Source organism: Haloarcula argentinensis DSM 12282, from assembly GCA_000336895.1.
In the GTDB taxonomy this organism is placed as follows: domain Archaea; phylum Halobacteriota; class Halobacteria; order Halobacteriales; family Haloarculaceae; genus Haloarcula; species Haloarcula argentinensis.
On the sequence record AOLX01000025.1, the window covers coordinates 36,991 to 63,460 of the forward strand.

Below are 26,470 nucleotides of genomic sequence, written 5' to 3' on the forward strand. Positions count from 1 at the left end.
ACCGACCTCAGCATCTGAGGAATTCACGACGCTGGTCGCCGAGTGCGCTCTGGCCAGCCCCTGCCGTCTTGATATCCCGAACGAGATTCGAGAGGTACGCGCGAAGCCCGGGGTCACAGGTCCCGAATCGTCTGGCCTGGCGGTAATCACACCAGAGCGCGACCGGCAATAGCGGGGCCGCGAACAGTCCGGACAGCGTGACGCCTAACTGGAACGGGTGACCGGTCGGGACGGCGAGCCATGCGGCGGCCACGACCGCCCAGAACACCACCCCGTAGACGACGGTGTGTCGCCAGTTGTGCGTCGGTAGTTCATATCCGCGAATGCGCGACGACGAGTCATCCGGTGTGTCGCCAGTGGCCGCACTGCTGGGTGCGTCGCCAGTAGATGGAGAGACAGAACACGACATATCCTTTCGAAAGCGTCCTTGGATAATGACGGCTTGTTTGGCATACGCCGAACGAGACAGTGCGTATAAGCCACTCGACACGCAATGGGGTGTACATGCGAGAGTTCATTTTCACTATCGACTACGAGCGGAACGTCGACCCCGTCATGGACGTGTTCATCGACTATCCGGAAACACACTCCCGGACTATTGCGTGCAACGTCACACGAGACGGGATGTGGCGGCTCGAACGCGTCGCCGGTCCGGAAACCGCCCTCGAACAGCTTGACGACGTGTACGACGATCCCGTCCAATGTACTGAGTGCATCGGGACCCGCAACTGCAAGACCGACTGGACGTACGAGGTCATCGGCTCGGACCCCGGAGTTCGGACGGTGTACAGCTATCGGTCGGAAGCCGGCGACTGCCACTCGATTCCGCGGCTGGCCATCGACCACGTCGGCCGCGGCGTCCTCGTCGAGACCGAACGCCGCGGGAGCCGGTGTGAGTGGCGACTGCTCCTGTGCAGCGACGCCGGCGTCGACGGGCTGTTCGAGGAGATGGAATCCGAGCTTCGTGAGGGACTCACCGTCGAATTCCGGCAGCTTAGCTCGCCCTCGTACTGGGTCGACGAGGCCGTGACGCTGGCGGAACTCCCGCCCGAGCAACAGGCCGCCGTCGAGGCCGCCGTCGAACACGGCTACTACCGGACGCCTCGGGACACCTCGCTCACCGAACTCGCAGAGACCCTCGACGTGTCGCGGTCGACGCTCCAGTACCGCCTCCAGCGGGCTGAAGCATGGATCGTCCGGTCGTTCGTCACGCGGTCGATGGGGCCGGTTCAGGCCGACGAGGACGTCGCCGAGGGCGGACGCCTCCGTATCGGCCGCTCAGGCGTGTAACCGGCGGTATTGTCTCTGGCACCATCACCTGACCGGCTTGCACTACCTGCATACTGCCGCGTCGCAGTTCAGAACGGGGTAACAGCAGGCGGGGAGGCATGCGTCGTGGTATGCCAGAAATGACATATCGTCACCACTTCTCCGAAGTTCGGCATGTGCCAAACGAGTCGTCATGGGGGATGCACCCCTACAATTGGGTACGACCGCGGGCGTTCCCACGCGCTCGCAGAGGCACACTATGACGACACGCAGCATCTATTCCCCCGACGAACGCGATGAAAGTGCGGACGAACAGGCCGAGTCCGAGGCGAGTACCGGCCACGCCTGCCCGGACTGTGGCGGGAGCCTCGTCACCGACGACAGTCGCGGCGAGACGGTCTGTGAATCCTGCGGCCTCGTCGTCGACGAGGACGAGATCGACCACGGGCCGGAGTGGCGCGCCTTCGACAGCCAGGAGCGCGACAACAAGCGCCGCGTCGGCGCGCCGACGACCGAGATGAAACACGACAAGGGTCTCTCGACCAACATCGGCTGGCAGGACAAGGACGCCTACGGTAACTCCCTGTCGACGCGCCAGCGCGAGAAGATGCAGCGCCTGCGCACCTGGGACGAACGGTTCCGAACCCGCGACCACGCCGAGCGCAACCTCAAGCAGGCGCTGGGCGAGATCGACCGGATGGGAAGCGCCCTCGGCGTCCCCGAGAGCGCCCGCGAGACGGCCAGCGTCATCTACCGCCGTGCCCTCGACGAGGGGATGCTGCCCGGCCGCTCCATTGAAGGAATGGCGACCGCCGCGCTATACGCCGCCATCAGGCAGGCGAACCTCCCACAGACGCTCGACGACATGGCCGTCGTCAGCCGTGTCGACGAGATGGAGTTCACCCGCGCGTACCGCTATCTCAACCGCGAACTCTCCCTGCAGGTCGGCCCGCCGGACCCCGCGACATACCTCAGCAAGTTCATCTCTGAACTCGGCGCCGACGACGCCCTCGAACGCCAGGCCCGCGCCCTCATCGAAGCGGGGAAGGAAGCGAACGTCCACAGCGGCAAGAGCCCTGTCGGCCTCGCCGCCGCGGCCATCTACGCCGCCGGCCTGCTGCTCGGCGAGGAGATGACGCAGGAAACCGTCAGCGAGGCCACTGACATCAGCACCGTGACGATCCGCGAGCGCTACCGCGAACTGCTGGAAGCCGAGGCGGAACTCGACGACAGCGCCGTCGACGCGACGAGCGGTCCCGAATCCGGCGCGAGCGCCTAACCACGGCGCGCTGCGTTTCCGCTTAGCTCCGCTGTCCCTCGAAATCTTCCAACCACCCACGCACGGCGCTCTGTATCGCGCCGGTCGTACTTCCGACGTGTAGTATCTGATATCCAGATTCTGCCTTCTCGTTTACGTCGTCCATGCCGAAGCCGAGGCCGCCGACGGTGACATCCGCCTCGACCGCCGCCGAGCGGACTGTCTCTACGGCGTCCTGTACCTCCGGGTGCTCGATTTCGCCGGGGTGACCCAGCGACACCGAGAGGTCGAATGGCCCGATGAACACGAAGCCCACATCGGGCACATCCAGAATCGCGTCGATGTTCTCGACGGCCTCCTTCGTCTCGATTGTGGTCCCGACCAGCGTCTCTTCGTCCGCGGCCTCGATGTAGTTCTCACCCAGACCCCAGCGACGCGCTCGGGGCGCGGCCAGTCCCCGGTCGCCCGGATCGCCGTCGTATCGGAACCGCCCCGACTTGACGGCCGCCCGGACTTCCTCGGCGGTCTCGACCCGCGGGAGGAAGACGTTCTTCACCCCCAGGTCCAGCGTCTTCCGCACCAGCGTTGGCGACGTATCCGGCAACCGAACCAGTAGCTCCGTTCCCGTGCCGTCGGCCGCCCGCAGGAGGTCCTCGACGGTCGCCGCGTCCCACGGATCAGGCCCGCCGTGCTCGAAATCGAGCCAGATGAAATCAACGCCGAGGTCGCCGTAGAACTCGACCAGCGTCGGGCTGTAAGCGTTATCGAGGACGCCCAGCGCGACGCCGCCGCTGTCGACTGTTTTGCGGAGTCCGTTCGTCGGCAGTGGTTCTGCCATATCAGGTCTGTGCTGTGCGATACCAATAAACATAGTACGGAAACAGTTACCCAGTACTGCTCCGCCGACCGTCACGCGCCTACTGTCCCGGTAGCGGGCAGAGGCTCGCAGTCAAAACAGCTACCTCGTCAGTGTGGTTGTGCGCGCCGTGAGCCTGCCCGCGCTCGTTCAGCACGACGCCCGGTGCGGTGATGGCTTCCTCGGTATCCTCCTGCTGGACGGTCACTTCGCCCCGGACCACGTGGAACACGTTCGTCGCATCCCCATGTTCGTGCGGGTCGATTGTCGCGTCCGGCCCCAGCGCGAACGCCTTCACCAGCACGTCGTCGGTCACTGCCAGTTCTCCGTCGATAACTTCGCCTGCTGCCGGTTCGGCATCGAACGTTGCTAATCTGTCGAGTGACATACCGGCACGTGGGCCGGGGCGTCCTTAGCCGTTCGGCTGCTGGGAAAGTCCATGTCTGTTTGTCTGGGTACGTGTGCTGTTCAGACTCGTCTCACGAGACACTCACACGACTCACCCATCTGCCAGCCGGAATGCGAGACTGTACATTGTCCCGGTTCGCTCGGAGCCGATAGCTGCGACCAAATCGTCAGCCATCGCAGTCAGTGGCTCTCCGAGCGAATCCGGAAGCCTCGCGGCGTACCCACGCACCACTTCGGCGTGGGCATCCAGATGGGCCTCGGTCCAGGGAACCGGGTCCAGCAGCGTCTTCTTGCGCTCGACAGTCCAGCCGTAGTCGACGAACACCGCGGCCAGCATGGCGGGCGGGTAGAACGTCAGCGCCGGCCGGCCGTCAACCATTCGTGCGGCGGTGTTCTCCAGTGCGAACAGTCGGTTGACGGCCGCATCGGCGGGTGGCACTGCGTAGTCGTCGACGACGAGGTGGCCGTCGGGCTTCGCGACCCGCGTCAGTTCGGCCGCGATAGGTGTCAGGTCGGCCGGTGGCAGGACGTTACAGAGCCCGTGGGCGGTGACGAAGTCGACGCTGTCGGTCGCAAGCGGCGTCGCCCGGAGGTCGGCCTCAAGGACGACCAGCCGGTCGGCGTTTCCATCGCCGACGCGCTCGCGGACTGTCGCGGCGTGGTCGGCGTCGTCCGTCACCGCGTACACCCGCTCTGCGCCCGCGGCCAGCAGTCCCGCCGTCGCGTTCCCGACGCCGGCCCCGGCTTCGAGACAGACCTGCCCCTCGACCTGCCGGTCGGCGAGGGCGGCCGTCACCGTCTCCGGAACGTCCACGGTCAGTGGTGCAGTTGCTCGGGTACCGGGCTGTCATTGTGGCGCGCTTCCTCGATGAGCGCGCGCTGCCGGGCCTCGCCCATCCCCGTCGAGCGGCTGGCGGCGTCGAGCACCATCGCAACGAGCTTCGGGTCGCCGGGGCTGACGACGGTGTCGAGGCTCTGGGCGGCGGCGAAGTCGAACCGCTCGCGGATGACCTCCGGCGTGTCGACCGGCTCGTACCAGTTCGCGTACGGGCGGTCGGCCTCGGCCAGTTCGTCGGTCGACGGCCAAGACCCCTTCGCGAACGCCTTGATGCCCAGCGTACCGATGCCTTCCGCCTCACAGCGTTCCAGCACGGCCTCGTAGTCGTACTCGTCGCCGTCCTTGCCGGCGACGACGGGGTTCAGCGGGAACATCACCGTCTCTAGGTCGTCGATGCGGTCGATGGCGTCCAGAATGAGTTCGGGGTTGCCGTGGCTCGTCAGCCCGATGTGGTCGATTTTCCCGTCGTCCTTTGCCTCCCGTATCGCGTCGAGCGCGCCCCCGTCGGCGGTGATCGTGTCCAGTTCGTCTTCGTACTCCAAGCCGTGGATCTGGTAGAGGTCGATAGTGTCGATACCGAGGCGATCCAGCGACCGGTCGATTTTCCGCGCCGCTCCCTCGTACTCGCGCTCCTGGGTCTTGCAGCCTAGAAAGATGTCGTCGCGGTACTGCCGGAGCTTCGGCCCCAGTTTCAGCTCCGCGTCGCCGTAGGTCGGTGCGACATCGAAGTGATTGACCCCGTGGTCCAACACGAGTTCGACCAGCTGGTTCGCGCCCTCCTGTTCGAGCCAGTTGAGTGCGATCGAGCCGAACGTCAGCACCGTGCTTTCCTGTCCAGTGTCGCCCAGTGCTCGGGTTTCCATACCGGCTCAACGCCCCGGAGACCAATAACCGTTGGTCGCTGCCGTCTCAGACAGTCTGGATACCGGACTGCGAGGGGGTGTGCCGGCCGGGGTTTATTACTCCCTCAGTCCGAACGGGATGTATAGATGTTTGGGAGAGAACAACTGTTCTCGGCGATGACGGCGTCGTACGTGATCGCAGTCACGCTCGCCCTCGTCGTCGCCGCGATATTCGCGCCGGTCATCTGGAACGGCGTGCCAAGCGGTGGTGACGACGACCCGAGCGTCGCCGTCGTCACCCTTCGCGGCGGCACAACTGACGCTAACGTCAACGCTGTCAAGCAGGACCTCCGCGAAGCACGAACTAACGAATCAATCGAGGCGGTCGTCCTCCGGATCGACAGTCCCGGTGGGCCGGTCGACTCGAGCGAGGAGTTCTACCTCGCCGTGAACCGGACCGCCAGTGAAATGCCCGTCGTCGCCTACGTTGAAGGCACGGCCGCATCGGGCGGGTACTACGGCATCACACCGGCCGACGAAATCGTCGTCAAGCCGAGCTCGAACGTCGGCAGTATCGGCGTCATCGTTCAGGCCCCGCTGAGTCTCATCGAGCAGGTGGAAAAGCAGGGCGAGACGTTCGTCCGGTCGGGGCCGGACAAGGCCCAGATAAGCAAAGACAGCCTCCGTGAGGACATCGAGGTGCTCCAGCGATCGTTCGTCGGGACGGTCATGCGTCACCGGGGCGAGCAACTGACCGTCTCCCGCGAGGAAGTCGCCAACGGCGGCACGTACCTCGGCGCACAGGCAACCCAGAACGGTTTCGCCGACCGGATCGGCGACACCGAACTGGCCATCGAACGGGCCGCCGCACTCTCTGACGACATCGAAGGCGACCAGTACGACGTGACCTATCAGGGCAGTGGCGGTGCCAATTTCAACGTCATCATCGTTCCTGCTGGCGCTGAAACTGTTCAGGGTGCGAACAACGTGACGTATCTCGTCCATCCCGACGACAGTGAGACGACGTTCCGGGAGCCGGTGAAGTACTACGCCGTCTGGGGAATCCCCGCTGAGGACAACAATGCAACGGTGATTCGCAATGACTGAGGGCCGTATCGTCAAGCCGCTGGCCGTGTTTATCGTCGTTCTCGTGGTGATACTGGGTGGCACGTTCCTTCTCGCAGTCGCCAGTCCGGGGTCGTCGGGACCGCCGGACGGCCAGTCTATCGATGGCCAGTCGCCGTCACAGTATCAGCCTGACGCCGTCAACGCACCCGCCGACCCCGAAGAGGGTGAGATTTCGGTCGACGCCGACACGAGCGACAAGCGCATACTCGTCGACACGAGCCACGGCAATCAGGTGTCTGAATCCGAACTCGAACCGATTACAGAGGCGGTGTTCGAGGCGGGCCACACCGTCGAGTACGGCACGTCCGGCACCGCCTCCTTTGCCGATTCGCTCGGCCAGTACGATGGTGTACTCATCGTCCAGCCGCTCGGCAGCTACTCACAGGCGGAACGCGATGCACTACAGGAGTACACGGAGGACGGCGGGCGTGTCGTCGTCCTCGCCGAACCCACACAGACCCGCCTTTCGACCGGCTTCACCCAGTCGACGACGACGGTGTCCTTCGGGGCCAACAACGCCACCGAGCGCTACGGCGTCAGGATGGGTGCCGAACAGCTGTACAACGTCGACGACGAAGCCAACGACAACAACTTCAAGGCTATCTACGCATCCCCGAGCGACGACGGTGAACTGACCGACGGTGTCGAGACAATTACGTTCGACACCGCCGGCTACGCGGTGATGAACGGTGACGCCGAGACGAAGTTCACCGCCGCCGAAGGTACACGGACACTGGAGACGCGCCGCACCGGCACGTACGCGACAGTCGTTCGCAACGACAACATGGTATTTGTCACTGATTCGACGTTCATCAGCAGTTCCGAGATATACGACGCCGACAACGAGGTGTTCGTCGGGAACCTGCTTTCGTTCCTGCTCGACGGCGAGGCACCCGATCCGGGCGGTGGCGCGACCACGGATGCCGGATTCGGAACCGGCGGTGATACTTCGACCGAAGCACCACCGGAACCGACCTCCAGCCCGACTCCGACGCCCGCACCCCCAAGCGGGACCTGAGCCGGGCTGCTCGGGCTGCCATTGGTCGCGGCTTCACTGATCGCTAATGCTGACCGTCGTCTCGCTGTACAGGCCACACTCGGCAGCGTCGGCCACACTTAGCCCCGCTCCGATAGTGTACTCCCCGGCCGGCGCGGGTTCCCACTCGTCGTCGCTGACCCGGAACATCCGGTCCCACCGCCGTCTGAACTGCTTTCGCTCGCCGCGGTCGAACCGGAGACTGCCGTCATCACTGGGTACGCTGTCGACGTGGGACGCCTCGGCCACTCCATCGACGTACCACGTCCACGGCCGCGGCGAGTCCGTCGGGAGCGTTATCGGCACCGGAAGCGCGTTCCGCATCGTCACGACGAACGGCACCTCGGTTCCCGCTGGATACGATGTCTGCGGGACCTCGATATCGACTGACACCGCGCGATAGCGGAGCCATGTCGGCAGCAGCCGGTCGCTCCAGGCCCTGCCGTTGATACTGCGTGCAGCCTGTGGCCGCGCTCCACGCTCGGTGGGCGCCCCTGGCTCATCGTCGTCGCGGTGGAGCGCCCCCGAATCGTAAATGCGACGCATTGTCAGAGGGTGGACCGGCGCACGCAAAAGTGTTATTCAGCCCCGCATGACTGTGCTGTCGTGGTCGGCCACGTCTGCACACTAGGCATTATGATTGAGAGAATCGACGGAAAACTCCCGTCTATCTGTACCTTTCACACACCACGTATGTTATACACAGCCAAACATAATAAGTGGCCTGACCACTGAGACAGCAGCAAGCCCTCTGCTCCGATGCTATCGACAAGTGACACGGTCCGGTTGTTGCACGTCGACGACGAGCCGGATTTCGCTGAGACAGCCGCCGCGTTCCTTGAACGCGAGAACGATCGACTCCAGGTTGAGACGGCGTCGAGCGCGGAAGACGCGCTGGAGCGGCTCGAAGCGTCAACGTTTGACTGCATCGTGTCGGACTACGACATGCCCGGACGCGACGGCATTGAGTTCCTCGAAGCCGTCCGCGAGGAGTACCCCGACCTCCCGCTCATCCTATTCACTGGGAAGGGGAGCGAGGAAGTCGCGAGCGACGCTATCTCGGCCGGTGTCACCGATTACCTGCAGAAGGAAGGTGGGACAGACCAGTACACACTACTGGCTAATCGGGTCCAGAATGCGGTGGAGGCGAGACAGTCGGCAACCGAGGCCAAGCGCCGGCGACACCGACTCGAACAGATCCTCAAGACTGTCCCGTCGTGTGTCGTGCAACTCGACCGCGACGGCCAGTTCGTGTTCGCCAATCAGCGCGCCGTCGACGTTCTCGGTCTGTCGCAGTCGGCGGTGAAAGACCGGGCCTACAACGACCCGGAGTGGGAGATTCGGGGCCTCGATGGGAACCCGATACCGGACGCGGAGCTACCGTTTCGGCAGGTTCTTGAAAGCGGCCAGCCCCTCTCCGACGCTCGGCACACGATTCACTGGCCAGACGGGACGGAGAAGGTACTCTCGGTGAACGGTGTGCCGCTGTTCGACGATGACGGGGCTGTCGAAAGCGTGGTCTGTACGCTGACCGACATCACCGATAAGCGCGACCGGAAACAGGACTTGGAGGAAACCGAACGCCGCCTCCAGCTGGCGCTAGAGGCCAGCGAAACGGGTGTCTGGGAGTGGGACTACGAGACAAACGAAGTCGCGTTGGGCGACACGCCCGAACGTCTCATGGGCTTCAAACCGGGAGAGTTCGACGGCACGCTGTCGGCCGTGCTCGACCTGATTCACCCGGAGGACCGCGCCGAGGTCCGCGAACAATTAAAACAGGCAGTCGAAACGGACGACATCTACAACGGGGAGTTCCGGGTGATTGACGCGGATGGCGACGTGCGGTGGGTCTCCGTTCGGGGACAACCCATCGAGGATGACGACAGTACACTGATGGTTGGCGTCCACCACGATATCACCGAGCGAAAGGAGCGTGAGCGTGACCTGCGGATAACAGAGCGCCGACTCGAGGCGATTCTGGAAAACACCACGACCCCGATGTTCATGAAAGACGACGAAGGGGAGTACCTCTTCGTTAACCATGGCTATCGGGAGATGACCGGACTCACTGATGCGGAAATCGTCGGCCGTACGGACTTCGAGCTGTTCCCCGAAGAGACAGCTGAAGCGACGTGGGCAAACGACCGTGCTGTCCTGCAAACCGGGCAACCGCTGGAGGTCGAGGAACGTGTCGTTATCAATGGCAGGGCACAACAGTACCTCTCGACGAAAGTCCCGATATACGACACGGGTGAACGGTCCGACCCGGATACACCGGTCGCCGTGTTCGGCGTCGCCAGCGACATTACCGATATCCGCGAGCAAGAGCAGGAGCTCCAGCGCGAGCGTGACCGACTCGCCGAGTTTGCCAGCGTCGTCAGTCACGACCTTCGCAGTCCACTGAGCGTCGCACAGGGACGACTGAAACTCGCCCGGACAACCGATGATGAGAGTCATCTAGAGGGGATCGAGAGTGCACTCGATCGGATGGAGCGAATCATCGACGACGTATTGCTCCTGGCTCGCCAGGGACGAGACATTCAGGAGACCGAGCCAGTTTCGTTCCGTGACGCGGTCACGGATGCCTGGAAGATGATCTCTCAGGACGCCGAGGACGGGAATCTCGTCTTTGCCGACACCGACGAGCGGGACGTGACGATCACCGCCGACCGGCCGCGCCTGCTACAACTGCTCGAGAACCTGTTCCGGAACAGTGTGGAACACGGCTCCACGCGCAGTCAGTCGGCGGTCGACAGCGCTGTAGAGCATGGGTCGGCGGAGTCACGTTCACAGGGACGGACGGATGTGGACCACGGCGCTACGAGTAGCCAGACGAGGCCGGAGGACACAGCCAACACCGGGGGCGTAACGATCACTATCGGTGCCACCGAGGACGGCTTCTACGTCGCCGACGACGGCCCCGGCGTTTCGGAAACCGAGCGCGAGACACTGTTCGAAGCGGGATACTCGACTGACGACGACGGCACCGGGTTCGGGCTGGCAATCGTCGACCGTATTGCCGAGGCTCACGGCTGGTCAGTCGGCGTGACGGAGAGCGCCGACGGCGGGGCACGCTTCGAGGTCACCGGTGTCGAGTTCACGTAGCGGGCGGTCCGGGTCGGGCCGCCGTACCGGTGATGTGTCCGGGACTAGCTCGTCCGCGTTGGCGTCTCTGGATACGCGTCGTCGTACAGCAGGCAGGCGATGCGGTGGTCGTCACCGACATCGAACAGCTCGGGATCGGTTCGCTCGCAGGGGGATTCGAAGGCGTCGTTCAGCGCCGTCCACGCGGCTTCGAAAGCCCCGTCGTGCAGGTGGTCGAGGGCCGTCCCGAACACTTCCTCGGCCTTCCGGTCGCCGACCGTCTCCGGGAGGCCAAATTCGTCCCGAACCCGGGCTTCGAGAGCGGACCGCGAGAGTTGACGCAGGTCTTCGTCCTCGAGACCTTCCCGCACTGCGGTTACCGCTTCCAGCGAGTCGGCCTTGCGGAGCCGTTGTTTCAGGTCCATCAGTGACCGCCACTCGGACTGTGCCATGTCTGTCCACTCGGGCTGGATAACCTTCGGACAGCGGGTGTGGAACCGACAGCCCGACGGGGGGTTCAGCGGCGATGGAACGTCGCCGGAGAGGAAAATACGGTCGCCCTCCCAGCCGGGGTCCGGCTCCGGAATGGCGGACAGCAGCGCCTCGGCGTAGGGGTGATACGGCGGCTGGAACACATCCTCGGTCGGGCCGACCTCGGCGAACTCGCCCAAATACAGGACGCCCACGCGGTCGGCGATGTGCTCGACGACGCTGAGATCGTGGGCGATGACGATGTAGGAGAGGCCGAACTCCGCCTGCAACTCTTTCAGGAGGTTCAGAATCTGGGCCTGCACACTCACGTCCAGCGCCGAGACGGGTTCGTCACAGACGATGACCTCGGGGTCGACGGCGAGTGCGCGGGCGATGCCGATGCGCTGGCGCTGGCCGCCGGAGAACTCGTGGGGATAGCGATGGGCGTGGCGCTGATTGAGTCCCACGGTTTCTAGCAGGTCGCTGACGCGCTCAGCCCGGGCCTCGCCCTCGGCGATGTCGTGGATATCCAGCGGCTCGCCGACGATGTCGCCGACCGTCAGCCGCGGATTGAGGCTGGCGAAGGGGTCCTGAAAGATGTACTGGATGTCCTTCCGGAGCGCCCGCAGGCGGTCGTCGGAGGCCGCCGTCAGGTCCTCGTCCTCGTAGCGGACCGTCCCGGCCGTGGGCTCGATGAGTCGCAGGAGGCTCCGGGCGAGCGTGGTCTTGCCACAGCCGGACTCGCCGACGATACCGAGGGTCTCTCCGGGGTATAGCTCCAGGTCGACGCCGTCCAGCGCCTTCACTTCCTGACTCCGGCCCAGCAGGGTGTCGACGAGGCCCCCGCCGGACTCGTAGTACTTCGTGAGGTTCTCGATCTCCAGAATCGGGCTGTCTGCTGTCTTAGCCATCGCTCAGCCCTCCCGCATCGTCCTCCCCGTCGTCGTTCTGGTCCAGCAAGTCGGTGTCGAGGCCGACCGGGTCGGAGTCCGTCCGGACCGGTTCCGAGTCCGGTCGCCGGACTCGGGGGTCAGGCTGGCCGTCCTCGGGTTGCTCCGCTCGACCTCGCACTTCGACCTCGTAGTCCAGTTCGTTGTCGAGGTCGCCCGTGTAGGCTAAACAGGCCGCCGCCCGGTCGGACAGCCCAACGCCCTCGCCGGTGTCGGGGTCGACGAGTGGCGGCTGCTTGCGCGTACACACCTCTTCGGCGAAGGGACACCGAGGGTGGAAGCTACAGCCGGAGGGGACCTCCACGAGGTCCGGCATGGTTCCCGGAATCGTTTGGAGACGGTCCTGTCCGTCACCGATGCGGGGGATAGCGCTCATCAGCCCGACGGTGTAGGGGTGTTTCGGATCGTAGTACAGCTCCTCGACGGTCGCCTTCTCGACGGCGCGGCCGGCGTACATCACCATCACCCGGTCGCACATCTCCGCGATGACGCCCAGATCGTGGGTGATGAGCTGAATCGCCGTGTCGTACTCCTCGGCGAGGCGTTCGAGGCGGTCCAGGATCTTCGCCTCGATGGTCACGTCCAGCGCCGTCGTCGGCTCGTCGGCGATGAGGAGGTCGGGGTCACAGGACAGCGCCATCGCGATGACGACCCGCTGTTGCATGCCACCGGAGAACTCGTGGGGGTAATCGTCGTAGCGGGCCGCCGGTTCCGGGATGCCAACGTCGTCAAGCAGCCGAATAGCCCGGTCGCGGGCGGCTGCATCGTCGTAGTCGAGGTGGTGGCGGATCGCTTCGGCGATCTGTTCACCCACCGTATAGACGGGGTTGAGGGCAGTCTGTGCGTCTTGGAATATCATCGCGATGTCGTTGCCCCGGACATCACGGACCTCGGATTCGGACATCTCCATGAGGTCTGTGCCGTCGAAGCGGACGGTCCCGCTCTCGATACGGCCGGGCTCTTCGATGAGCCGCATCACGGACAGCGCGGTGACGCTCTTGCCTGCGCCGCTCTCGCCGACGACGCCGAACTTCTCGCCGCGCTCGATACGAAAGGAGAGGTCATCGACGGCGGTGACGACGCCTTCCTCGGTGTAGAAGTTCACCGTGAGGTCTTCGACTTCCAGCAGCGCCATCAGACTTCGCCCCCACGGGCCACGTCCTCGCCCTCCTGTGCGTCCAGCGCGTCGTTGATGCCGTCGCCGATGAGGTTCATCGACATCACGAACAGGAAGATCGCGCCGCCGGGGAAGACGGTGACCCACCACGGAATCGACCCACCCGGCCCCTGGACGATTGTTTGGCGAGTCTGGTCCAGCATCGTGCCCCATTCGGCGGAGCTAGGCGGGAGACCCAGCCCGAGGAAGCCAAGCGCCGCCACGCCGATAACAACGGTGCCGATGGAGAGGGAGGCCTGAACGATCAGCGGCGCGATGGCGTTGGGTACGACATGTCTGAAGATGACACGGCGGTCGCGCGCTCCCAGTGCCTTCGCAGCCAGCACGTACTCGTTTTCTTTGACTTTCAGAATCTCGCCGCGTATCAGCCGGGCGTAGCCGGCCCAGCCGATGGCCGTGAACGCGAGCACCAGCTCCCAGTACCCCTTGCCGAGCACGGCGACGATAATCAGCGCCAGCAGGAGGCCGGGGAACGCGAAGATCAGATCGAGTACCCGCATCATCACCTCGTCGACCCAGCCGCCGTAGTAGCCGGCGACCGCGCCGTACACCAGCCCGATCGCGGCGGTGACGAAGACGACGATGAAGCCGATAGAGAGGCTGAACCGACCACCGTACAGCACGCGGGAGAACACGTCCCGCGCGGAGCCGTCGGTCCCGAACGGATGGGCCAGCGACGGGGCCTCGTAGGCGCTCACGTCTAGCCCCTGTGCGTATAGGATGGCGCCCGGGTCGTACGGCGCGAGCGAGAACGGCTGGACGGTGACGCCCGCAATCGTGATTGGACGGGCAAACAGCGCCAGCAGTGACATCGCGATGACGATGTACAGCCCGAGCATCGCGCTGCGGTTCCGGCGGAACTCCCGCCAGGCGCGTGTCCAGCGGCCCTCTGTCTCCGTGTCTCTCGTCTCTGTCCAGTCGGATAGCGGTTCGCGGGACTCGACGCGGTCGGCGTCGAACCCCGTTATCCGGATGCGTCCTCGGTCAGTGCTCATAGGTCAGTCATAGCGGATTCGTGGATCCAGTACAGCGTACATAATGTCTGCAAGCAGGTTCGCGAGGATGATCGTCACGCCGGTAAACAGCGTGATGGCCATGATGAGGTCGACCTCGCGGCCGATGATTGCGCCGACAAAGGCCCGCCCCAGGCCAGGCCAGGCGAACACCTGTTCGACGACGACGGCACCGGCGAAGATACTCGCGGTCAGGAACGCGGCGATGGTGGTCACCGAGATGAGCGAGTTCCGCAGGACGTGTTTCAACACGACCGTCCGCTCGGGGAGCCCCTTCGCCCGCGCCGCCGTGACGTACTCCTTGTTCATTTCTTCGGCCATCGACGACCGCATCACGCGCATCAGCGTCGCCGACGACGCCGTCCCGATGGTGACGCCCGGCAGGACGAGATACCATAGCATCTCGGCCGAGAGTAGCGGTTTGTCCGGAGCCAGCACGGGCCAGAGGTCCAGCCAGAGCGCGAACACGAGGATGAGCATCAGGCCGAGCCAGAAGTTCGGCAGGGAGATGCCCGACAGCGCGAACACCCGCGAAAGGTCGTCGCCCAGCGTGTCCTTGTTCACCGCGGCGTAGATACCGGTCGGGATGGAGATCAGCAACGCGATGGCCCAGCCGAACAGCCCCAGCGCGATGGTTTCGGGGAGCCGGGCCATGATGTAGGGCAGAACCGGCTGGTCGACACTGATGACCGTCCCCAGATTGCCCTGCAGGACATTGCTCATCCACGTGAGGTACTGCTGCCACACGGGGCCGTCGAGTCCGTATCTGGCGCGTATTGCCGCCTCCTCGGCCGGCGAAATCTGCGGATTCAGGGCGACCATCTGGTCGATGGGGTCCCCCGGCGTCAGGTGGACCAGCGCGAAAGTAAGCACCGAGACGCCGAACAGTATCGGAATCGTCGCGGCAACGCGAACCGCGATGAATCGTCTGAGGCTCATCGTACTGGATCACTCCCGGTCGAGATACGCCACCTGCTGGTCTGTCGGGTCGTGCAGGCCGTAGGGCAGGATTCCGCTGGAGAACGTGTACGTGTTGTGCCCGACGTAGTCGGTCGACAGTGAGGAGACGTTCGTCCCGAAGACGGTGTAGCTGTTGGGGGCCTGTTCGATGAGACCCCGCCACACCTGGTCGTACTGCTCTCCGCGGAACTGTGGGTCCTCGACGGCCTCGACGGAGAACCGAGCTTCCGTCGCGATCTCGTCGAGGTCGGGCGTGTCGACCCGCTGGAAGTTACAGCACTGGCCGAAGTTGTCGATGGAGTTGACGGCGTCGTAGAAGCTCCCGGGGTTGAACGTCCCGGAGAGGCCGATGAGGACGATGTGGCCTTGCTGGTGGTACTCCGGCCCGAGGATGCGCTGGACGAACGTCGTGAACTCGAAGGTCTCGACGCCGATGTTAAAAAACTCCGTGTTGCTCATCACCTGCGCGATGAGTTCGGCCTCGCGCACCCGGTCGTCGGAGGTGTTTGTCTCGATTGTCGCCTCGATGGGTGTCTCGACGCCGAGGTCGTCGACGGCCTCCGCCAGCAGTTCGGTCGCGGCCTCGGTGTCCTGTTCCGTCTGTGGGCGCAGTTCCTCGACCAGCGTCTTGTAGTCTGCTGATCCCTCGTCGGCGGCCAGTTCGGGCAGCGGCGTGTACGCCGGGTTCCGGTACCCGTTGTAGATGTTTTCCGCGATCTGGGCGCGTGGAATCAGCTGATTGACGCCCCGGCGGATGCGTTCATCGTCCCACGGCGACTGGGTGACGGGGTACTGGAGGAAGTTGTATGCCCCAGCGTTGGTTACACTGAGCCGGTAGTCCTCCGCACTCCGGTACTCGCTGTATGTGTCGCTCGTGAGCCCGTAAGTGAGGTCTATCTCGTTGTTGTTGAGTGCGGCTGCACGGGTCGCGTCGTCGGTGACGATGGAGACCGTGACCTCGTCGACGACCGGGCTCGTCGGGAACCCGTCCGGGCCGTCCCACCAGTCCAGCGCGTCGAGGCCGAGGTCGTCCAGCCAGTAGTCGTCGAACGTACTGAACTCGGCGCGTTGCTCGGCCTCGTAGGACTCGAACTCGAAGGGACCAGTCCCGATAGGCGTCAGGTCGTTGCGCGGGTCCGCTCCCGTATTCGGGTACTCCTCGATGTGTTCCATCGGGTACACGGTCGTCGGGAGCTGACTGTCGGCCTCGGCGTCTGGCTCCTGCCCGTAGATGTCGACGGTGTAGTCGTCGACGGCCTCCGCGTAGAGGAAGGAGTCGAAGGTCTGGGCCGAGATCGAGGAGTTCTCCAGCACTTCATACGAGCGAGCGACGTGCTCTGCGGTCATCTCCTCGCCGTTATGGAAGGTGACGCCCTCGTGGAGTTCGGCCCGGTACTGTATCCCGTAGGTCCCGTCTTCGACGGCGTCGGGCGCTTCGTTGACCGTCAGCACCTCGCCAGCATCCGGGTTCCTGATGATGATCTGGTCGTCGGCGACGAGGTTCCCTTCGTCGTCTGTCTCCGCCGACACCATGTACGGCTCGTAGGCCCCGTCCTCGACTTCTTGGACGTCCATTCGTTCCCACGTCTTCGCGAGCCACGGGTACACAGTCCCCGCGGCGTCCTGTGTGATGAGACTCTCGTAGATGAGCCCGTGGACGTTGCCGGCCGGCGCGCTGGTGCTGTATGACGGGTCGAAGGAATCGATACCCGCACCGAGGCCGAACCTGAGTGTCCCGCCTTCCTGAATCTCGTCGACGGTGACCTCAGCCCGCTCCCGGACCGGGTCGAGGCTCTGGCCGCCCTGGCTTTCGCCGTCCCCGCCTCCGTCACTGCCGGCGCTACAACCGGCGAGCGCCACTACTGTTGACGCGCCCGCGGTCTTGAGGACACGCCGTCGCGTCACTGTATTCGTGTCCGCAGCTGCGTCATAAGGCATTCGCGTTGACCTCGAAAGTTATGAGTTATGTTGCCTTCCCACACACTTATAGCATGACGGCGTTCGGAGTCAGGCAACACCCCCGGAGCGCGACAGTCAGGGAGGACACTATACGGAGCCGATACAGACCCCCCGGCCGAGCTTCACCGCCGGCAGAACGACGCCGGTGGCCGGCCTCAGACCGGCGATACGTCACCCTGCGACCGCCTGTTGTTCGAGACCGTGTCTAGAGGGAACGACACGTGGAGTCGGCCCTTCGAATTCGGCTCGATGCCGGACGCTCTCCGGGACAATCCAACGAAGCCCCGATCAAACGTGGGACCGATGTCTACAGTTGCGATTCGGGTTCGAACGGCCGTTTAGAACGGCTGGCCGCAATCCTCGTACTCGTCCATCTCTTCCATATCGTCGGTCTTGGAGGTGGAGGAGCCGCTCAGACGGTGTCCTCATCTGACGCCGCCGAACCTGTCCCTGCGGCGTCCTGTCTCCGTCCTGTCTCGGCGTCACAGGGGAGCGTAGCCGCCAGCCGCTCGGCGACCATTGGACTGACCAGACCGGCCAGTTCCATCGCTTCTGTCTCGTGGTCGTCGAGATCTAGCACGCCTCGGAAGAACCACGAGACGGTTACGTACGTCTCGTGTAACTCTGTGGCCTCCTCGCGTCCTGATTCGGTCAGCGTCACTCCATCGTAGGGCTCGTAGGAGACGAGACCGTCTTCGGCGAGCCGCTGGCACATCTCCGTCACCGCCGCTGGTGACCGATCGAGCATCTCCCCTAACTCTCCCGGCGCGACTGGCGGGTCGTCCCGGTGCTGTGCGATGTAGATCGCCAGCAGATACTCCGGTGCCGTTCTCATCGCTCCGCTGAATCCGTCCCGTCCCCGCCGCTTGCTGCGGGCGTACCGGCCGTCGATTCCCCCGTCGACCGCTCATCGGTCCCGAAGACCACCGCGTAGGCCCAAGTCCACAGTCGAGCGCGCGACCGTTGCGGGCGTTTATCCATCGTCCAGTTCCCCCGATATCCCGCTATCGCTGTCGCCACTCATCAGGCAGACGCCCCCCGATAGTGTCGGTAGAGCACGGGTAACCGCTCGTCGTCGGGGCTTGGGAACAAAGCCCGCAGTGACCGTCGGCTCCACCCCGGTGTCGACAGCGCTCTCGACAAGACGGAACGGTCCGCCATCGATCCTTGCGTGGACCACCCCCGTTTGTGCCCCGCACTCAGTACCGTCGCCTGCCATATTATTTAGGCTTGCCTAATAATATAAAACGCCTACGATTTTTAGGACGACCTAACTCAATCGACGAAGTCGGTACACCAGCGCAGTTGTCCGGCTGTCTGGCGTATCGAGCCCGACACGAGGCACTCGGTCTCACTACCGAGAAGTGACTTGTCATCGCTGTTTCGTATCGACCCGGCTAGTACGGCCTGACTGATTTGATATCGCATTATATGATTTATCAAGTCAGCGGTCTGCACAGCTCCGACGCGCCGATGAGCAGCTAGAAGATGATAATTAGCGGCCAAAACGTCGCTATTCGGTAAACTCGGTAATAGAATCGAACGCGTCGGTCGCCAGCCGCTCGGCGACCGCGTCTCTGTCCACGTCGCTGATCTCCTGTGGGTATTTTCGCTCGAAGTAACTCACGATGTTCTCGACATCGCGAGTTAGCAGTTCCCGGGCGTTTTCGTGGTCGGTCGGGACGGCCTGGGGCCAGTCGAAGACGACGACGCCTTCGTTCGTGACGAAGACGTTGTACTCACTCATGTCCGCGTGAACGTACCCCTCGCGATAGGCCGTCTGCATCTCCTCGAGTACGAGATCCAGAATCGGCAGTACCTGTTCCGGTTCGAGTTTCGTTCGGGAGAGTTCGACGCCGTCTATCTTCTCCATGACAATCGCATGGCGGTTCGTATCGATGGGCTGTGGAACTGCCACGTCCGGATACAGGGTTTCGAGGGCATCGTACTCCCGTTCGGCGGCCTTTCGGGCAGTGTAGAGCCAGGAGACGTGGTCGCGGTCGGCCGTATATTCCCGCTCTTTCATCACCTCGCGGAAATTGGTGTACCCTTCACGATGGTATTTTAGCGCCACCGGTTTGTACGACTGGGCCTCGTACACGTCACTCTCCTTGCCGACGCCCAGTGGCGATCCTACTCCCTCGATGGTGTCGCGCTCAGCAAAGGTATGCAGCGCAAGCGTATCGTACCCCTCGAACGTGAGTTTGAACCCCTCGTACTGGATGGTCTTGCGCTCGACCAGCCCCCGGTCCGCACACCGGTCGAGTCGGTAGTCGACGTCTTCCGTCGTCAGCCGGGAGAACTCGGTCAACTTCTCGCGGGCGACGTACTCCGAGAACCGCATCCCCTGTTCGACGCCAGAGAGCAGATGGAAGTCCTCGGGTTCCAGCTCCGCCATCACTGAAGCCACGTTCTGGACCATTAGGGGTCTCTACTGGGCCAACTGGTAAAAGGCCGACGCGTTCGGCGGAGGGGCGTCGATAAATCAGTGAGCGCTATACCAAAATCCGTTTCATCCTCACCGCTGTCCGGTTTGGTATCCGGCTGCCGATATGCTGATCAGTACGTTTGTTGGCAAGCGGAGCTGTTCTGTGGGATGTCCGGTGTCGATCATATACGGCCGCTGTACCGAGTACCGTTTCAAACACAGTTCAGCGTCGCCGCGTTGAGTCGGAGCAAAAGACAGTCCGCTCAGGGGGGCACAGGCTCCCTCGTGCAGGACAGACCAGTTCCAGTATTAGGTATCTAACTACACTCCGATACGGGCTCGGTTTCGGTGTTTCGCGATCGCAACAGCGTCTGAGACAATATCCTGCCGAGTAGGGAATACTTTAACCCACATGAGCACATGTTCTCATAGTAGTATTATCGGTCGGATATCACTGCTGTACTCCCGTTTCTGTAGCTCAAACCACGACTGAGTACTCCGTGAATGCGGGCTCCGAACGGTTGCAGTCCCCATTATTTGAACCGTGTCTGGAAGGCACCGCGAGTAACGCATTAGACTGCAAATACAATCCTAACCTCGGTAGCTGTATATGTAATGCGAACAGTGGATGCCTTCAGCTACTTCATATGTTCTAAATTAGTCTCTACTTTTGATCACCTGAACACAAACATCCTGTGTGAGCAGACGAAACAAAGACCAACTCAGAGATCTGCTTCGCTCGCTTGCCCTCCATCCCCACGATAGACGACTCGCGTTTCCAGTGTTGTTCGCCGTCGGCACACAGTTGTACTTTTTCTTGACAATCACACTTAGTTCTCCTCGACCACCCATGGCGCCCGACGCTGGGATCTTTGAGCATCTTGGCTGGTATCTGACACACGGCGGTCGGTTGTACGTCGACGCCTGGGAACCGAAGCTTCCGCTGTCCTACGAGACGACCGGGATACTGGCATTGCTGTCCGGTGGCGATATGTACCGTCTCCACCTCTTCAGCGTGGTGCTGATGTGCGGTGCGGTGTGTGCCATCGTCGGACTCGTTGTAATACTCGTCTACGACGTCACCGGCGATGATATCGTTGCGCCGCTGGCTGGCCTGTCGATGTTCCTGTTGCCGGGGTTTGCCGTCCGGCCAGCGTATGGATTCAAAGCGAAATACCTCCTCGTTCTCTGTGGGTTACTGGCGATATATCTGTACACGCGTGGCTACCCGGCACTGAGCGGTGTCGCTGCGGCAGCCAGCGTGGGATACTGGCAGGCTGGGGCCATCTTCCCGCTGATTGTGGTCGGCTTAGCGATTCAGCAGCGCGACACGCGGGCGCTTGAGCGTGTCGTTGCCGGCGGCCTCGGGTTCACCGTCGTCATGTTGCTGCCGGTGTTCCTCCTCTGGCACTCAGCCGCAGAGATGGTCGTTCAGGTCGTTCTCGTCCCATTACAAACGGAAGAACACGCGTCGTTGCTCACCCGGGTTGTCGCCGGTGTCGTCCACTTCAAATGGGCGTCACCGTTCGTCTTGCTCGGTGGACTTGGTCTCGTTCACACTGTTCGATGCTGTTTCACTGATGATCATGACGCTGCTGGGCGCACCGACTGGTGGATTCCGGTCGGCGCAGCGTGGTTCGCGTTTCTGATACTGTTCGTCGATTTCGAGACTGGTGGCTACACCGACCTCATTCCGGGCCTTGCGTTCGTCGCAATCGGTGTCGGGGTGATCGCGACGGTGCTTCGCGACCGGCAACAGACACGGTACCTCGGTGCCACTCTTGCGCTGGTCCTTGTCGTGAACGTCGCCTTCCTCGGTAGTGTCGGCGTTATCTTCACACCCGTCGAGACACCGGGTCCGGAACCGATGTCGGATCTCGAAACGCACGATCTCCCGGAAGCATACGACGAGGCCGAACCAGTTCCCGATGTCCGGTACATCTACTGGCAACGGATCGAGCCATCGACGTGTCACTACCGACTCTCGGTGATGGAGTTGCGGTGGCTCGACCGAATCGACTCGTCGGTAGACAGTCGCTGTCTCGACTTGGGGGCCGCCAGAGGCCGACTCGGGAACGGGTAGCCAGTTACGACTCCGCGGAGTCGTAGTCGGAGAGCGAGGTCTGTGTCGTTTCGACCGAACCCGTGATGATGTAGGGGACGATAATCCGGAAGAACTGAGCGGCGAGCACCAGCAGGATCGGACCCAGGAAGATGCCGTAGAAGCCAAACGCGATGGGGCCGAGGATGTACGCGAACATCAGCAGGCCGATGTGGGTCAGATCACCGCTGACGTACGGTCGAATCAGGAAGTCCGGGATGGTGTCGACGACGACAAGCGTGACTACGAGGAAGAGGACAACCCAGGCCAGGGCTGCCGTCTGTCCCGTGATGACCGCGGAGACTGCAAGCAGTGCAGCCACGGGCAGGTAGACGATCTTCATCCCGACCACTGGAACGAGGCTGCCGATGCCGGTGAGCGCGCCGACGAGTGGGGCAAACGGGATCTGCACTGAGCCGGGCGCGACCAGATTGTACAGTGAGAACACGAAAATTCCGATAACGCCCGTCACCAGTGCGTTCAAGATGTTCCCGAAGAGAATCGAGGACAGTTCCTCGTCGACCGCCGCCGCGTAGTTGCGAAGGACACCCGATCCATCGAAGGTGTCAAGGAACCAGCCGACGAGCCGTGGTCCGTCGGTAAGCAGGTAGTACGTTCCGGCGAACATGATGAACACACGCAGCAGCAGCGCCGTCAACATACTCAGGGAGCCGATGAGCGTATCGGAAACACGTCCCAGCCACGACTGGACTGTCGCGTTTTGCAACAGGTCGATCACTTCATCCGGCCCCATTGCCAGCACGTCTGAGAAGCCGAGGTCGGTGAGCGGCCCCGGCAGCGAACCACCGCCCTGGAGGTCTTGGAACTGCGACAAGTACGCTGCGCCCAGGCCACCTTCGCCGAAGAACGACTGTAACTCGGGAACAATAAGCACGATCGTGTAGCCGACCAGAAGCACGAACGGTAGCAGGAAGAAGAAAATCGTGGCCGCCGCATGGATCTGCTTCTGGTAGGGGACGGCCCGACCCATGAACGACTCAGGCAGCGGGAGCCACCCGAGCCGCCGATAAATCGGTCGACTGGCATAGTACAGAAACACGGTAAACACGAGCGTCGGAAGGAACTGGGACAGGACGACTCCGACCACGAGGAAGAGTGCTACGCCCGCGGTAGCAAGGAGGACGCGCCGTCCGAGGTCGGTGCTATATTCCATATGTTTTCAGTACAACATCTCGATAAAAAATAAAACCACCGGTCGGCCCGATGGTTGTCAGGATGAGCGGGGCAAAACGGGTGTTTCACGCCATCGGTTGTGGCTAGAGCCCTTCGAACTGCGTGATCGCCTCGCGCCAGTCTTCGGGGATCGGGCGCGAGGACTCCGTGTCACGGTCGTATGTAACGACGGTCGTTTCCCCAGTCGCAGCCACACCATCCTCGGTCCGGACCTCGTACTCGAAGGGGAAACTCTTCTCGCCAAGACGCGGAACCCGGACGGCAACGGCGACTGAGTCACTGATCTGGACCGGCTGGATGTAATCGATTTCGAGGTTCGCGATTACCATACCGGTGCCCGACTCGCTGCCCGAGAGCAGCGCTTCGCCACAGTCGACCACGTCGTGCAGGTAGTCGATGCGAGCCTCTTCGAAGTAGGTCGCGTACGTCGCGTTGTTGACGTGGCCGTACGTGTCGATGTCCGTGTATCGGACCTCGACTTCCGCCGTGTACTCGAAGCTCATGCCAGCAGTTCCGCGTGTTTCTCTTTGAGCTTCTCGATTTTCGGCGGGATGGTCAGCTGACAGTAACTCTGGTCCGGGTTCTTCTCGAAGTAGTCTTGATGGTACTCCTCGGCGGGATAGAACGTCTCCAGTGGCTCGACTTCGGTGACGATGTCGCTGTCGTAGCCCGGCTCTATCTCCTCGATGAGGGCTTCGACGGTTTCGCGCTGGGCCTCGTCGTGGTAGAACACAGCCGAGCGATACTGCGTGCCAACGTCGTTGCCTTCTCGGTCTTTCGTCGTCGGTGTATGCGTGGTGAAATGGACCGCAAGGAGGTCCTCGTAGCTCACCTCGTCCGGGTCGTACGTAATCTGGATACACTCGGCGTGGCCCGTTTCCCCGCGGCAGACCGCCTCGTAGCTGGGGTCGGCGACGTGGCCGCCGGCGTAGCCCGAGACCACATCGGTCACGCCGTCGATCTGCTTGAACACCGATTCCGTACACCAGAAGCAGCCGCCTGCGAATGTCGCTTGTTCAGTCATCATCGGACGTACGTGCCCGGCGTACAAAACTCACTGGCTGTGGTCGTCGCAGATGCGTATCGATCTACCGGTCGACCTCGCCCATGATCGTGTCCAGACTGCCAATCGTCGCCACGAGGTCTGGCACGTACTCACCGCGAGCCATCTCGGACAGCGCCTGAACGTGTGAGAAGGAGGGGCCGCGGATCTTGAACCGCGCCGGTGTCTCTGTCCCATCAGACCGGATGTAGATGCCGAGTTCGCCCTTCGCGGCCTCGACAGCGCGGTAGATTTCGGTGTCAGGATCGGGCCGGAGCGTTCGGGGGACGTTCGCCTGTATCTCGCGGTCGTCCTCGGGCCAGTCCTCCAGCAGGTCGACGCACTGGCGGATGATCTTCGCGGATTCTTCCACTTCGCGCAGGCGCACGAGCAGGCGCGAGAAGTTGTCGCCACCCTGTTCAGTGACGACCGACCAGTCGAGTTCGTCGTAGTAGCCGTACGGGTCGTCCCGGCGGAGGTCGTAGTCGACGCCGGAGGCCCGCGCGACCGGGCCGGTACAGCCGTAGGCCTTCGCGGTTTCAGCCGAGAGATGGCCCGTGTCAACTGTCCGGAGCTGGAGGATTTCGTTGCTGGTGAGCATATCGTGGTACTCTGTGAGCTTGTGGGGCAGGTCGTCGAGGAACGCACGGATCTTCTCGAAGAACGCCTCGTGGGGCTCCGGTAGGTCCCAGGCAACCCCGCCCAGCCGCAAATAATTAAACATCAGCCGCTGGCCGGTCAGGTCTTCGAGGATGTCCTGAACGAGCTCGCGGTCTCGGACTCCCCACTGGAAGGTGGCGGTGAACTCCCCGACCACGTCCAGCGCGTAGGTCGCGACCGCGAGCATGTGTGAGAGAATGCGTGAGAGTTCGCCGCCCATCGTCCGAATGACCTGCGCGTACGCTGGCACCTCGATGTCGGCGAGGTCCTCGGCCGCCCGGGCGTAGGCCCACTCGTTCAACAGACCGGCCCCGCCCCAATCCCAGCGGTCCGGGTACGGCATGATCTGGTGGCGGTAGGTACTCTGCTGACACATCTGTTCTTCACAGCGGTGGATGTAGCCGATGTCGGGGTCGACGGCCGCCACCTGCTCGCCGTCGAGTTGGGCGTTCAGGTGGAGGACGCCGTGGGTCGAGGGATGGTGTGGCCCCATGTTGAGGTGCATCGTCTCCGGCCCCTCGCGGTGGTCTTCAAGCAGGCGCTCGTGCTCGCGGAAAGAGACGATCTGTGGCTGGTCCTGATTGTAGTCCCGGCTCAGCGGGTGGCCCTGCCAGGTTTCAGGCAGGAGAATGCGTCGGAGGTCTGGGTGGTCCTCGTACTCGATGCCGACGAGGTCGTACGCCTCCCGCTCGTGCCACGCCGCCGTCGGATACACGGGCGCGGCGGACTCGCTGATCGGCGACTCCTTAGGTGTCGGAACGACGACCGAGAGCTCCTGTGTCGGGTCGACGTAGCGCCGCAGATGATAGATCGTCTCGAACCGGTCGGCGTACTCCTGAGCCGTCACACAGGCACAGTGGTCCAGCCCGGCCTCGGTTCGCAGCGTCGAGAGGACGGTCTGTACCTCGTCGGCACGGATGACGGCGGCCGGGGCGTTCTCGTGGGTTTCCGTCGTGAGGACGTGGTCGCCAATCGGGTCAATGAGTGGATGGACATCGTCGGTGCGGTGGACTGTTTGGGCCATCTCCGTGGCCGTGCGTTCGCTGGCTGCCGTCCTCGGACTATCCCCTCATGCCCGAGGTTATTTTAAATACCTCTCGGAACAGTCAGCTATGAAGTACGTCACGCTCTCGCTGTGGATGGCCCCCGAGGTCCGCCACCCGATGCACCAGTTCGTGGTTGAGCACGACGGCTACGAGGCAAGCTATCTCCTCCGGGGCAACGAAATCGGTGCCGACCTCCAGACGCTGCTGTTTCACGTCGACGGCTTCCCGCCGGAGCCCTACCGAGCGGCACTGGAACAGGCCGACACCGTCCGGGAGTACGCCATTTCGACGTGCTCCGACGAGACGTTCTACCTCTACGTACAGGATTCGCCGTCGGCGACCGGTCACGACCTCGTCAATGCTCTCACGCGGGCCGGTCTGGTCATTGTCTCGCCGGTCGCATACCGCACCGATGGTACTGTCGGGCTCACGCTGGTCGGTCCGGGCGGGACGGTCCAGCAGGCAGTCGAGACGGTGCCAGACGGTATCTCTGTCGACGTGCGGGAGGTGGGGGAGTACGACAGCCGCCGACTCGACACCGGTGCGGCGCTCACCGACCGGCAGTTCGAGGCTGTCGCCGCCGCCGTCGACTGTGGGTACTACGGCAACCCCCGCGAGGGGGGTGTCGACGCTGTTGCCGACAAACTCGGCTGTGCACCCGGAACTGCCGCCGAACACCTTCGGAAGGCCGAGGCCCACGTGATGGCTGCCATACTCGAACAGCGTCCCGCATCGATGGCGTAGTCCGCT

Annotated in this window: 26 protein-coding genes; 7 read left to right on the forward strand and 19 right to left on the reverse strand. The window is 63.1% G+C overall.

The window, feature by feature from the left end; all coding sequences use genetic code 11:
- Positions 1–7: 7 nt before the first annotated feature.
- Complete coding sequence (locus C443_RS15505; RefSeq protein WP_005537523.1) at positions 8–409, reverse strand: hypothetical protein; 402 nt, start codon at positions 407–409, stop codon at positions 8–10.
- A 95-nt stretch (positions 410–504) separates the two neighbouring features.
- Between C443_RS15505 and C443_RS15510 the strand changes: the two genes are divergently transcribed.
- Together C443_RS15510 and C443_RS15515 are read left to right on the forward strand one after the other, a co-directional pair.
- A complete protein-coding gene (locus tag C443_RS15510) occupies positions 505–1,290 on the forward strand; it encodes a helix-turn-helix domain-containing protein (RefSeq protein WP_004591084.1) in 786 nt (261 codons plus the stop codon).
- A gap of 238 nt (positions 1,291–1,528) precedes the next feature.
- A complete protein-coding gene (locus C443_RS15515) occupies positions 1,529–2,548 on the forward strand; it encodes a transcription initiation factor IIB (RefSeq protein WP_005537524.1) in 1,020 nt (339 codons plus the stop codon).
- Positions 2,549–2,570: 22 nt separating this feature from the next.
- Here the strand turns inward: C443_RS15515 and C443_RS15520 are convergent, their stop codons facing one another.
- From C443_RS15520 to C443_RS15535, 4 genes are all read right to left on the reverse strand, one after another.
- Positions 2,571–3,365, reverse strand: a complete 795-nt coding sequence (locus C443_RS15520; RefSeq protein WP_005537525.1) for an HpcH/HpaI aldolase family protein — start codon at positions 3,363–3,365, stop codon at positions 2,571–2,573.
- A 79-nt stretch (positions 3,366–3,444) separates the two neighbouring features.
- The gene (locus tag C443_RS15525; protein ID WP_005537526.1) at positions 3,445–3,771 is read right to left on the reverse strand and encodes a cupin domain-containing protein; all 327 of its coding nucleotides are present in this window, start codon (positions 3,769–3,771) and stop codon (positions 3,445–3,447) included.
- Between the two features lie 111 nt (positions 3,772–3,882).
- Complete coding sequence (locus C443_RS15530; protein WP_005537527.1) at positions 3,883–4,605, reverse strand: class I SAM-dependent methyltransferase; 723 nt, start codon at positions 4,603–4,605, stop codon at positions 3,883–3,885.
- Between the two features lie 2 nt (positions 4,606–4,607).
- Positions 4,608–5,492: an aldo/keto reductase gene (locus C443_RS15535; protein ID WP_005537528.1), complete on the reverse strand. Its 885-nt coding sequence runs from the start codon at positions 5,490–5,492 to the stop codon at positions 4,608–4,610.
- Between the two features lie 126 nt (positions 5,493–5,618).
- Here C443_RS15535 and C443_RS15540 point away from each other — a divergent pair, with 126 nt between their 5' ends.
- Positions 5,619–6,578 carry a S49 family peptidase gene (locus C443_RS15540; protein WP_005537529.1) on the forward strand — a complete coding sequence of 320 codons (960 nt, stop codon included), beginning with the start codon at positions 5,619–5,621 and terminating at the stop codon, positions 6,576–6,578.
- Entirely contained in the window at positions 6,571–7,617 is a 1,047-nt protein-coding gene (locus tag C443_RS15545; RefSeq protein WP_005537530.1) for a DUF4350 domain-containing protein, read from the forward strand. Before C443_RS15540 ends, C443_RS15545 begins: the two co-directional genes overlap by 8 nt.
- A gap of 33 nt (positions 7,618–7,650) precedes the next feature.
- Here the strand turns inward: C443_RS15545 and C443_RS15550 are convergent, their stop codons facing one another.
- The gene (locus tag C443_RS15550; protein ID WP_005537532.1) at positions 7,651–8,181 is read right to left on the reverse strand and encodes a hypothetical protein; all 531 of its coding nucleotides are present in this window, start codon (positions 8,179–8,181) and stop codon (positions 7,651–7,653) included.
- Between the two features lie 213 nt (positions 8,182–8,394).
- Here C443_RS15550 and C443_RS15555 point away from each other — a divergent pair, with 213 nt between their 5' ends.
- Positions 8,395–10,740, forward strand: coding sequence for a PAS domain S-box protein (locus C443_RS15555; RefSeq protein ID WP_005537534.1), 2,346 nt, complete (start codon positions 8,395–8,397; stop codon positions 10,738–10,740).
- A gap of 44 nt (positions 10,741–10,784) precedes the next feature.
- On the opposite strand, the gene C443_RS15560 is transcribed toward C443_RS15555, so the two are convergent.
- From C443_RS15560 to C443_RS15595, 9 genes are all read right to left on the reverse strand, one after another.
- Entirely contained in the window at positions 10,785–12,101 is a 1,317-nt protein-coding gene (locus C443_RS15560; RefSeq protein WP_005537535.1) for an ABC transporter ATP-binding protein, read from the reverse strand.
- Positions 12,094–13,275 carry an ABC transporter ATP-binding protein gene (locus tag C443_RS15565; RefSeq protein WP_005537536.1) on the reverse strand — a complete coding sequence of 394 codons (1,182 nt, stop codon included), beginning with the start codon at positions 13,273–13,275 and terminating at the stop codon, positions 12,094–12,096. The genes C443_RS15560 and C443_RS15565 overlap by 8 nt, the downstream gene beginning before the upstream one ends.
- Positions 13,275–14,312, reverse strand: coding sequence for an ABC transporter permease (locus tag C443_RS15570; RefSeq protein WP_005537537.1), 1,038 nt, complete (start codon positions 14,310–14,312; stop codon positions 13,275–13,277). Before C443_RS15570 ends, C443_RS15565 begins: the two co-directional genes overlap by 1 nt.
- Positions 14,313–14,315: 3 nt before the next feature.
- Positions 14,316–15,269 carry an ABC transporter permease gene (locus tag C443_RS15575; RefSeq protein WP_005537538.1) on the reverse strand — a complete coding sequence of 318 codons (954 nt, stop codon included), beginning with the start codon at positions 15,267–15,269 and terminating at the stop codon, positions 14,316–14,318.
- 9 nt (positions 15,270–15,278) lie between these two features.
- Positions 15,279–17,228, reverse strand: coding sequence for an ABC transporter substrate-binding protein (locus C443_RS15580; protein ID WP_005537539.1), 1,950 nt, complete (start codon positions 17,226–17,228; stop codon positions 15,279–15,281).
- Positions 17,229–17,661: 433 nt separating this feature from the next.
- Positions 17,662–18,084, reverse strand: a complete 423-nt coding sequence (locus tag C443_RS15585) for a metal-dependent transcriptional regulator (RefSeq protein WP_005537540.1) — start codon at positions 18,082–18,084, stop codon at positions 17,662–17,664.
- Entirely contained in the window at positions 18,081–18,230 is a 150-nt protein-coding gene (locus tag C443_RS21505; protein WP_160163359.1) for a hypothetical protein, read from the reverse strand. The genes C443_RS15585 and C443_RS21505 overlap by 4 nt, the downstream gene beginning before the upstream one ends.
- Complete coding sequence (locus C443_RS15590) at positions 18,223–18,468, reverse strand: hypothetical protein (RefSeq protein WP_049944093.1); 246 nt, start codon at positions 18,466–18,468, stop codon at positions 18,223–18,225. Before C443_RS15590 ends, C443_RS21505 begins: the two co-directional genes overlap by 8 nt.
- A gap of 294 nt (positions 18,469–18,762) precedes the next feature.
- On the reverse strand, positions 18,763–19,671 hold the full coding sequence (locus C443_RS15595) for a serine/threonine-protein kinase RIO2 (protein WP_005537541.1): 909 nt from the start codon (positions 19,669–19,671) through the stop codon (positions 18,763–18,765).
- 856 nt (positions 19,672–20,527) lie between these two features.
- Between C443_RS15595 and C443_RS15600 the strand changes: the two genes are divergently transcribed.
- Positions 20,528–21,760, forward strand: coding sequence for a DolP-mannose mannosyltransferase (locus C443_RS15600; protein WP_005537542.1), 1,233 nt, complete (start codon positions 20,528–20,530; stop codon positions 21,758–21,760).
- A 4-nt stretch (positions 21,761–21,764) separates the two neighbouring features.
- Here the strand turns inward: C443_RS15600 and C443_RS15605 are convergent, their stop codons facing one another.
- From C443_RS15605 to C443_RS15620, 4 genes are all read right to left on the reverse strand, one after another.
- On the reverse strand, positions 21,765–22,952 hold the full coding sequence (locus C443_RS15605) for an AI-2E family transporter (RefSeq protein WP_005537543.1): 1,188 nt from the start codon (positions 22,950–22,952) through the stop codon (positions 21,765–21,767).
- Positions 22,953–23,055: 103 nt separating this feature from the next.
- Positions 23,056–23,475 carry an acyl-CoA thioesterase gene (locus C443_RS15610; RefSeq protein WP_005537544.1) on the reverse strand — a complete coding sequence of 140 codons (420 nt, stop codon included), beginning with the start codon at positions 23,473–23,475 and terminating at the stop codon, positions 23,056–23,058.
- On the reverse strand, positions 23,472–23,996 hold the full coding sequence (gene msrA, locus C443_RS15615) for a peptide-methionine (S)-S-oxide reductase MsrA (RefSeq protein ID WP_049944094.1): 525 nt from the start codon (positions 23,994–23,996) through the stop codon (positions 23,472–23,474). Before msrA ends, C443_RS15610 begins: the two co-directional genes overlap by 4 nt.
- A gap of 64 nt (positions 23,997–24,060) precedes the next feature.
- The gene (locus C443_RS15620; RefSeq protein ID WP_005537546.1) at positions 24,061–25,698 is read right to left on the reverse strand and encodes an NADH-quinone oxidoreductase subunit D; all 1,638 of its coding nucleotides are present in this window, start codon (positions 25,696–25,698) and stop codon (positions 24,061–24,063) included.
- Positions 25,699–25,786: 88 nt separating this feature from the next.
- Between C443_RS15620 and C443_RS15625 the strand changes: the two genes are divergently transcribed.
- Entirely contained in the window at positions 25,787–26,464 is a 678-nt protein-coding gene (locus tag C443_RS15625) for a helix-turn-helix domain-containing protein (protein WP_005537547.1), read from the forward strand.
- The last annotated feature ends 6 nt before the right edge of the window (positions 26,465–26,470 follow it).